Origin of the sequence: Xanthobacter sp. NM-59 (assembly GCF_021401125.1) — a bacterium.
In the GTDB taxonomy this organism is placed as follows: Bacteria; Pseudomonadota; Alphaproteobacteria; order Rhizobiales; family Xanthobacteraceae; genus Xanthobacter.
In genome coordinates this window covers 1-8,034 of sequence record NZ_JACBFQ010000023.1, presented here as the reverse complement: position 1 = coordinate 8,034, position 8,034 = coordinate 1, and the positions used below count along the sequence as shown (strand labels likewise).

At 61.1% G+C, this 8,034-nt stretch carries 12 protein-coding genes; 7 read left to right on the top strand and 5 right to left on the bottom strand.

The window, feature by feature from the left end; all coding sequences use genetic code 11:
* The 3 genes from L0966_RS22110 to L0966_RS22100 form a co-directional block, all read right to left on the bottom strand.
* A partial coding sequence (locus L0966_RS22110; RefSeq protein WP_234054264.1) for a site-specific DNA-methyltransferase occupies positions 1 to 1,340 on the bottom strand: 1,340 nt, incomplete at its 3' end.
* A 53-nt stretch (positions 1,341 to 1,393) separates the two neighbouring features.
* Positions 1,394 to 1,726 carry a HigA family addiction module antitoxin gene (locus tag L0966_RS22105; RefSeq protein WP_030092363.1) on the bottom strand — a complete coding sequence of 111 codons (333 nt, stop codon included), beginning with the start codon at positions 1,724 to 1,726 and terminating at the stop codon, positions 1,394 to 1,396.
* A gap of 9 nt (positions 1,727 to 1,735) precedes the next feature.
* A complete protein-coding gene (locus tag L0966_RS22100; protein WP_025091540.1) occupies positions 1,736 to 2,026 on the bottom strand; it encodes a type II toxin-antitoxin system RelE/ParE family toxin in 291 nt (96 codons plus the stop codon).
* A 225-nt stretch (positions 2,027 to 2,251) separates the two neighbouring features.
* On the opposite strand from L0966_RS22100, the gene L0966_RS22095 reads away from it, so the two are divergent.
* From L0966_RS22095 to L0966_RS22065, 7 genes are all read left to right on the top strand, one after another.
* Positions 2,252 to 2,812, top strand: coding sequence for a recombinase family protein (locus L0966_RS22095; protein WP_024899704.1), 561 nt, complete (start codon positions 2,252 to 2,254; stop codon positions 2,810 to 2,812).
* Between the two features lie 109 nt (positions 2,813 to 2,921).
* Positions 2,922 to 3,131, top strand: coding sequence for a ribbon-helix-helix protein, CopG family (locus L0966_RS22090; RefSeq protein ID WP_024899703.1), 210 nt, complete (start codon positions 2,922 to 2,924; stop codon positions 3,129 to 3,131).
* 191 nt (positions 3,132 to 3,322) lie between these two features.
* Complete coding sequence (locus L0966_RS22085) at positions 3,323 to 4,198, top strand: helix-turn-helix domain-containing protein (RefSeq protein ID WP_030092364.1); 876 nt, start codon at positions 3,323 to 3,325, stop codon at positions 4,196 to 4,198.
* Between the two features lie 243 nt (positions 4,199 to 4,441).
* Positions 4,442 to 5,065: an AAA family ATPase gene (locus L0966_RS22080; protein ID WP_030092365.1), complete on the top strand. Its 624-nt coding sequence runs from the start codon at positions 4,442 to 4,444 to the stop codon at positions 5,063 to 5,065.
* A gap of 72 nt (positions 5,066 to 5,137) precedes the next feature.
* Positions 5,138 to 5,419, top strand: coding sequence for a ribbon-helix-helix domain-containing protein (locus L0966_RS22075; protein WP_037506114.1), 282 nt, complete (start codon positions 5,138 to 5,140; stop codon positions 5,417 to 5,419).
* A 78-nt stretch (positions 5,420 to 5,497) separates the two neighbouring features.
* Positions 5,498 to 5,887, top strand: a complete 390-nt coding sequence (locus L0966_RS22070) for a type II toxin-antitoxin system RelE/ParE family toxin (RefSeq protein ID WP_019200205.1) — start codon at positions 5,498 to 5,500, stop codon at positions 5,885 to 5,887.
* Entirely contained in the window at positions 5,865 to 6,182 is a 318-nt protein-coding gene (locus L0966_RS22065; RefSeq protein WP_024899700.1) for a DNA-binding transcriptional regulator, read from the top strand. The genes L0966_RS22070 and L0966_RS22065 overlap by 23 nt, the downstream gene beginning before the upstream one ends.
* Before the next feature lie 226 nt (positions 6,183 to 6,408).
* Here the strand turns inward: L0966_RS22065 and L0966_RS22060 are convergent, their stop codons facing one another.
* Positions 6,409 to 6,699, bottom strand: a complete 291-nt coding sequence (locus L0966_RS22060) for a hypothetical protein (protein WP_234054263.1) — start codon at positions 6,697 to 6,699, stop codon at positions 6,409 to 6,411.
* 295 nt (positions 6,700 to 6,994) lie between these two features.
* A partial coding sequence (locus L0966_RS22055; protein ID WP_234054262.1) for a cytochrome P450 occupies positions 6,995 to 8,034 on the bottom strand: 1,040 nt, incomplete at its 5' end.

Here is an 8,034-nt window from a genome sequence, read left to right as displayed (position 1 = left end):
ATGGCGTTCATCGCATCGACCGGCGCCCCCTGCGGCGCGAGGCGCCACGCCTGCGCCTGGGCTTTGGCGCAATCGACGAATGTCGGCGTGAGGGCCAGAAGATTTTCGTGTCGGAAGGCGGGAGCGAGCGCGCGCCGCTGCCATTTCCAGTCCGCGCCTTCGACAAAGAACAGCGCATCGCGGTTGATGACGGACGACAGTGCGCTGACCGTGATGAAGTCGCGCGTAAAACTGTCCGCGCGCGTGATCAGCATGTCTTCGATGAGTTCGGGATCGGTGAGATAATGCGTGCGCCCGACAAACGGCCAGACGCCCGCAAGCGTGAAATAGGGTTCGCGATACGCGTCAGGCGGCCAGTTTTCGAGAAAATTGCGTTTGGCTGAGCGCCAGGACGGGCGCTCATTTGGCGTAAAGGGCGTGAAATCCGGATCGTGAAACATCGCAAAGCTCCTACGCCGCGAAGATATTCGCTTCAATGACGAGGGCGAACCCGCGCAGGTGGATCGGGCGAATATTGTTTTCCCCGACATTCCCCAAGTGGCCTGCCGCTTGACTTCAAGATCGCCTGATTTTGCTCGCTGGGCAAGCGTTTTTCGCCCCGAGCGGTGTCTGTCGTCGCGCAAACGGCCGAAGTCGGGTGGATCAACCCTTATTTTGTTGAAGGTGTATTCATCGCCTGCCCTATACCACAGTAGAACATCATGGTTTTTGGCAAAGTGGTTCACGTTGCCTTGCATTTTATTGTAGTAATACCAGACAATCTCATTAACAAAGTTGGCCTTTCCGAAAATTTCATCAAGAACCATGCGGACATAATGGCATACGTGCCAGTCCAGATGAACAACGATGCTGCCGTTGTGAGTTAGAAGTTCTTTCATAAGGAAAAGCCGGGGCGTAATCATCCGCAGATATGACGCCGTGCCTTCACTCCATGTATCGGTATATGCAAACTGCTCGATCACGTTCGGAAGCTGTTCGATGGATGCACCGGGTAATTCTACCTTGCGCCGATAATCCGCCTTACTATCATAAGGAGGGTCGATATAGATGAGATTTACTTTTCCGCGCACCGATGCCGAGTCATCACCACCAGCGAGGAGTGATCCAATCGCCAAGAGATTGTCGCCATAAATCAGACGATTTTCTCCGGCGGTTGATACTTGCTCCTTCTTGTCTGCGACCTTGAGGAAATCTTGCCAGTTGCTGTCACGTGAGGGAATGACCAATTCCCTTGTTTGCAGGCCGAGGCGATAGTTGCTCTCCGCCCGCTCCATGACGCGCTCGGCTTCACGTTTGCCTTCGGCTACGATGGCCGGAAGCTGTTCGAGCAAACTCTTCATTCAATATCCCCCTGGCCGCGCTGCTCGGCGTGGCATGTCCTTATTGTTTCGGCTCAGATCAGCGCCGCTTGCGGATCGAGCGGCTTTCCCTTGAAGGGCGCGACGTTGATCTCCCCTTCCCGCTTGCGGGCTTGGGCAATGTCATAGCTGTTCTGCATCCGCATGAGCGTATCCATCGACACGCCGAAAGCCTTTTCGACCCGGAGCGCCATTTCCGGCGAAAGGTGCGCGCGCTCGTTCAGGACGGCCGACAACGCCGCCCTCGTAACACCGAGAACTTGCGCGGCGCTCGTGACCGAAAGGCCAAGCGGCTCGATGATCTCACTTTTGACGAAGCCGCCGGGGTGGGCGGGATTTTTCATACGGATGCCCTGCATCGCACTCATAGCCACCTCCTAGTGGTAATCTTCATAGTCGAGGTCGATGATCTCGATTTCGGTTTGGTCGATCCGAAATGTGATCCGCCAGTTCTTGGTGACGAACAGGCTCCAGGTGCCTTTTCGATCGCCGGTGAGCTGATGAGCCTTCCAGCTCGGGACCGTGCGCAACTCGTCTTCCCGCTCCATATCTTGCAGAAAGGTGACGATGCGACGGACTTTCGGCACTACGGCCGCCTGCAAGCCGGTGGCGTCATCATCTTCGATGAAGCGGCGCAACCCCTTATGGACCACGTTTCGGATTCTCATGTGCCGTCACTATCAAGCTAAGCGTATAGTGTCAAGCGACGCTATACGATCCCGTCATCTCATAGCCTTGTCGCGCAAGTCGTAAAACCTGCAACAGATCGGCCGCCCCCGGAAAATCAGGGCTTTTCGTGTCGCATGTCTTTGTCGCAAGTGGTAGAAAACTTGCGACATGATTTGCGACAGGGGGAAGCCGTGAGCAGCCGACCAGATTCCGACGCCGGCCGCGTGTTCATCGGCTATGCCCGCGTTTCGACTCGCGGCCAGGACCTCGATGCGCAGCGGGCCGCCCTGGGTGCGGCCGGCTGCGTCCGCATCTTCGAGGAAAAGGCTTCCGGGGCGAAGCGGGATCGGCCCGAGCTGGCGCGGATGCTCGACCATCTGCGTGCCGGCGACGTGGTGACGATCACCAGGCTAGACCGCCTCGCCCGATCGACCGGCGACCTTCTGGCGATCGCGGAGCGGATCAAGGAGGCCGGCGCTGGCCTGCGTTCGCTGGCCGAGCCGTGGGCCGATACCACGACGCCGGCGGGGCGCATGGTGTTGACCGTGTTCGCCGGCATCGCGGATTTCGAGCGCAGCTTGATCGTGGAGCGCACGAGCGCCGGCCGGATCGCGGCGAAAGCCCGAGGCGTGAAGTTCGGCCCCTCCCCTGCCCTGTCGGCCGAGCAGATCGCCCATGCCCGCCAGCTTATCCATGACGACAAGAAGCCGGTGGCGGAAGTCGCCCGGCTCTTGGGCGTGCATCGTGCCACGCTCTACCGGGCGCTTGAGAACGCATTGACGTGAATACGCATTGACGTAACCACGTTTAGTTGCCGGCCCTAGAAGTAGTGCCTTTCGCGGTTCCTTCCGCAAGGGATTGCAGAATCGGGCGAGTTCGTCCTTACTGCTAAGAATGAAGCGCGACTCGGAAAGGATTCGGAAGGACGTTGCCGCCCATCGGGCGCGGCAGCTTGCGGCCGGCCGTATCGCGCTGACCACGTATGTTCCGACTGATCTTCTCGCCCAAATCGACAAGATCAAGGAGCAGCGGGGCGTGCTTGGCCGCGCGCCGATCATCGAGGAAGCATTGAGGCTCTATATCGAAGCGAAGCAAGGGACATAACGGCAAAACGCCCGACCGCGCCAACGGTCGAGCGTTTTTGTAGGCCGTCAGACACACCGTAGAGACGGGGCCAAAGCTCTCCCCTTATCTACGCTACAGCACTCCAATCCGCAAGATTGATTCTTGCGGAAACAGGAAAGCCGTGCCTGCCGTCCGCGCCGTCATGTCCTTCAAATGGAAGGACGACAGGCATGTTGAGGACGCAGATCGCGGCCGCGATCGGCTGCGCGCGCGCAAGCGCGCTTGATGAGATCATGCGGGAGGTATGGACGCGCTACAGCGCCGGCCAGCTCACCGAGGAAGACGCCGGGCAGCTCTCCACGCTCGCCCATGAGCGCCGCGAGGCGTGGCGGGGATCGGGACAGGCCGGGCTTGGCCTGGTCATGCCCCCGGCCGAGCGATGCCCGACGCCAGTTCGCCGGCATAGTCATATCCGGGGCCGATCGGAGGGCCGGATATGGCGGCCGACGACGCGCAAGGACGTTCAGGCAATCTTGAAGGCGGCCGAAATCTACAATGAGGCCGGCTTGCACGAGAAGGGCGAGCGAAGCGGCCCGCTAGGATCGGTGGCGCTCGACGTGCTGCGGCTGTTCGTCAATCTCATAGACTTCCGCACCGGCCGGTTAGAGCCGTCAATCACCACGATCATGGATCGGCTAGGCCGGTCGCGCGATACGATCGTGCGGGCGCTGAAGAACCTGCGGGCGCATGGTTTCATCGACTGGCTGCGGCGCTACGAGCCGACCGGCAACGAGGGGCGCGGCCCACAGGTCCAGCAGACGAGCAACGCCTATCGCCTGTCCTTGCCGGAAAAGGCCCGTCAGTTTCTCGGCAGGTTCGGCAAGGCCCCGCCCCCGCCTGCTGATCATGGACAGGATCAGCAGGCATGGAGCGAGGCAATCGACGCCTACAAGACCACCCTGCCCCTCGATGAGCGGACGCAGCTCGACACCGGCGATAGCCCGCTCGGTAAGGCCCTCGTGATGCTGGCAAAGAGTGTGATGAAACGTGAGTCCGATAACCAGACTGAATCCCCATCTGATCTTTATCTAAGAGGGCAAACATAAGCGGTCGCCGCTGTTCGGGCTGCTTGCGCAGCCCTGCGGCGGTTCCGATCCGCGTATAAGGCGGATCGGGAGGCGGCACCCTCACAGCAAAACCGCCACGTTCGCGCCGGCGGCAACCGTCCTACGGGCTTTCGAGAGGGAGCGAGGGGCAAGGGCGGGGCTTAATATTTGCTGTATTGCCAGCAATAAGGCATTTAAGCAAAAATTCTTGCCGTCAATGCGGTTTGCTGCTATGCCAGCAATATGAAAACAATCGCCATAGTCAGCCAAAAAGGCGGGGCTGGAAAAACCACCCTCGCCTTGCACCTTGCTACGGCCGCCGAGGCGGCCGGGCTTCCCGCCGCTATCATCGACCTTGACCCCCAGGCAAGCGCCGCCGGATGGGGCGATAGCCGACAAGGTGAGGCCCCGGTTGTCGTCGCGCTTCCTCACACTCGTTTGCCGCAAGGCTTGCAGGCCGCGACCGATGGCGGGGCCGAGCTGGTCGTGATCGACACCGCGCCGCACTCGGAAGCGGCCGCAATGGCGGCAACGCGATCGTCCGACATGGTGTTGATCCCGTGCCGAGCCGGAATCCTCGATCTTCGCGCGATCGGAAGCACGGCCGAGCTGGTGAAACTCGCCCAAAAGCCGGCCTTTGTCGTTTTGAACGCCGTGCCGCCGCGTGCCACGCAGCTTCTGGCCGATGCGCGGGAAGCCGTTCAGGTTCACGGCTTGGAGGTTGCCCCCGTCGCCTTCCAGCAGCGGGCGGCTTTCGGACATGCGCTCACGGCCGGCAAAACCGCTCCGGAGTATGAGCCGGCCGGCAAAGCCAGCGAGGAAGTGTCCGAATTGCTGACCTGGCTTAGAGGCCAATTGCTGATTTGACGGCAAGCTGTATTGCCAGCAATAAGGCATAATGGTATTGCTGGCAAACTGGCAGTTTGATGGGATAAAACCATGTCGAAAAGACCGAGTTTAGCCGCGAGCATGAAGGCCGTGGGCGCGCAGACCACGCCGCCTGTTGCGCCTATCGCGGAATCCGCCCCCGCGCCGACCCCGGATCGTGCCGAGGGTAAGCGTTACCATGCCGCCACGCGGGCCGGAATGAAGCGGGTGACGGTCGTGGTCGAGCCGGAGGAACATCGCCGGGTTAAGCGGCTGTCAGCCGACACCGACCGCTCCATTGAAGACCTCATGCGCGAGGCGCTTGCTGACTTGCTGGCAAAACATAGTGCTTGATTGCCAGCAAAGCGGCGATGCGGTAAGGGCCTTGAAGTGTAACGCTATGTGTCATACATTCAGGGGCGAGGAAGTCGCGTGAGGGTTTTCAAAAACAGCCGGTTTCACAAGTTTGCCCGAAAGGAGAAAATCTCTGACGCGATGCTTTGTGAGGCTGTAGAGCGGGCTGAGCGCGGCCAGATCGACGCCGATCTAGGGGCCGGCCTTATCAAGCAACGAGTAGCGCGGCCCGGCGCTGGAAAGTCTGGCGGCTTCCGAACGCTGGTTTTCTTCCGCGCGGAGACGAGGGCGGTTTTCGCGTTCGGGTTTGCCAAGAGCGATATGGCGAACCTTGATGATGCGGAAGAAGCCTACTTGAAGAAGGCCGCAAAGCTGGTCTTGGGGTTTGCAGATGCGCAGATGGACGCGGAAGTTGCTGCGGGTCGAATGTTCGAGGTGAATTGCGATGAGCAAGACTTACAAGAGTGAAGCTCTGGCGGCCGTCCATGAGATGATGGAAGGCTTCTATGAGTCCGGCGCGATCGACAAGCAGACGATGCGCGAATTTGACGAGGGGTGTCTGACAACCGTTGAGCCGCTGACCCCCGAGGAAATCCGTTCTATTCGTGAGCGTGAGCGTATCTCGCAGCCTGTCTTTGCCCGCTATCTCAACGTGAGTAAGGGGCTGGTGTCAGATTGGGAACGTGGGGTGAAGAAGCCCGGCGGCCCGGCGCTGCGGCTGCTGACCGTTATTCAGAAAAGGGGCCTTGAGGCGATTGCCTGATTGCTGGCAAGTTGGCAAACAAGCAATTTGGCAAGTTGTCTGCCTGCATCCCGCCCCCGGCCGTCCCTACGGCCCTAGATGATGAGAGCGGGACGGCCGGGGGCTAGCGTCGCGGGTGTGGCCTGGTTGAGCGATGCCGGCGAGCAGCCGGCCCCGGCCCGGAGGGAACGCGCTCCCACATAGCGCCGAAGTGACCGGAGGGCCGCAAGAGAGAAGCCCCGGTGCGTCAGCGCCGGGACCGCTTTTCCCATCTGGCCGGCTCGGGCAGGGGGGCTTCGCGCTTTTCGCGCAGTAGGGCTTTCATTTCTTCCATCGAAATACCCGGTCGGGAATCATCGGCCGCCACCTGTATGCGGCGCTTGAGTAGTTCCCGGCGCAGATCGGCATGGGGTGCCAGCTCCTTATGCTCGCCCAGGATCACGAACACGGCTTCGGACGGATCAAGGAACGTGTCCTGTTCGATCAGATCGAGCAGCCACAGGGCCAGCGACGGCGGCAGATAGGCTTCAAGGGGCATTTCCGGCCTACATGCCGCCATTTGGGCTGAGACGCAACCGGTCCCTCTGCGCCCGCAGGGCTTCGAACTCGGGCCAATTTCGGCTCGCTTTCCACCGTCATGCCCGCGCTTGTCGCGGGCATCCACGCCGGGACATCGCGAAATGCATCGCACGGAGACGGCATATTCGGCTCATATTTTCAGATTTGTCGCGTCTTGGCGTGGATGGCCGCGACAAGCGCGGCCATGACGCGGTGAGATGACGCATCATCAACCTGGATTGGGAGCCCTGCCTGCGCCCGATAGCCGCGAACCATCAGATTTTTTCGATGATCAGCGGCAGCCCACCTTTGGGCCGTGTCGTGAAATCGGGGGCGAGCTCAAGCCGATGGCCTTCGACCGTCGTGAACCGAAAGTCGCGAATGAGTGTGGCGAGAATGGCGACCATCTCCAGCATCGCGAACCCCATGCCGATGCAGATGCGGGGGCCGGCGCCGAAAGGCATGTACGCGCAGCGATGCCGCGCCTTGGCTTTTTCCGGCGCAAAGCGGTCGGGGTCGAAGGCGTTGGGCGCGTCCCAGAGTTTCTCGTGACGATGCAGCGCCCAGAGCGCCGCATAGACCGGCTCGTTCTTCGAGATTTTATGCGGGCCTAGCATCATGTCTTCGCGCGGCTGTCTTCCAATCGCGGCGGCCGGCGGAAAGAGGCGCATCGATTCCTGTATGACTTGCTTTGTAAATTGCAGCCCCTCGATCCTGTCGCCGCTGATGTCGGCGTCGCCGGCGATTGCGCGCACTTCGTCGCGCAGGCGCTCCTGCGACGCCTGGTCCTTGGCGAGCAGCCACAGGCTCCAGCCGAGCGCGACCGCCGATGTTTCATGCCCCGCGACCAGAAAGCCGTAGAGATTGGCGATGAGTTCGGCGTCGGTCATCGACCGGCCGCTTTCGGGGTCCTTGGCGGCGAGCAGCCGATCGAGGATCGCCTGCGTTTGCCCGCCCGATGCGCGCCGCGCCGCGAGGAGGCGCGCGGTCTCGTCGTAAAGGTAGCGCATGTCGCGATTGACTTTCGAAGAACCGGGAAACGGCAGCCATGTCGGCAGCCGAAGCAGGGTGAAGATCCGCGACCAGGAGATGGCCGCGAAACTCTCCTGCAAGGCGGCGACAAACTTGCCGCGATCGAAGGCCCCAGTGACGCCGAGCACGGCTTTCTCAATGACCGCGAAAGTGACGTTCGACATGGCGTTCATCGCATCGACCGGCGCCCCCTGCGGCGCGAGGCGCCACGCCTGCGCCTGGGCTTTGGCGCAATCGACGAATGTCGGCGTGAGGGCCAGAAGATTTTCGTGTCGGAAGGCGG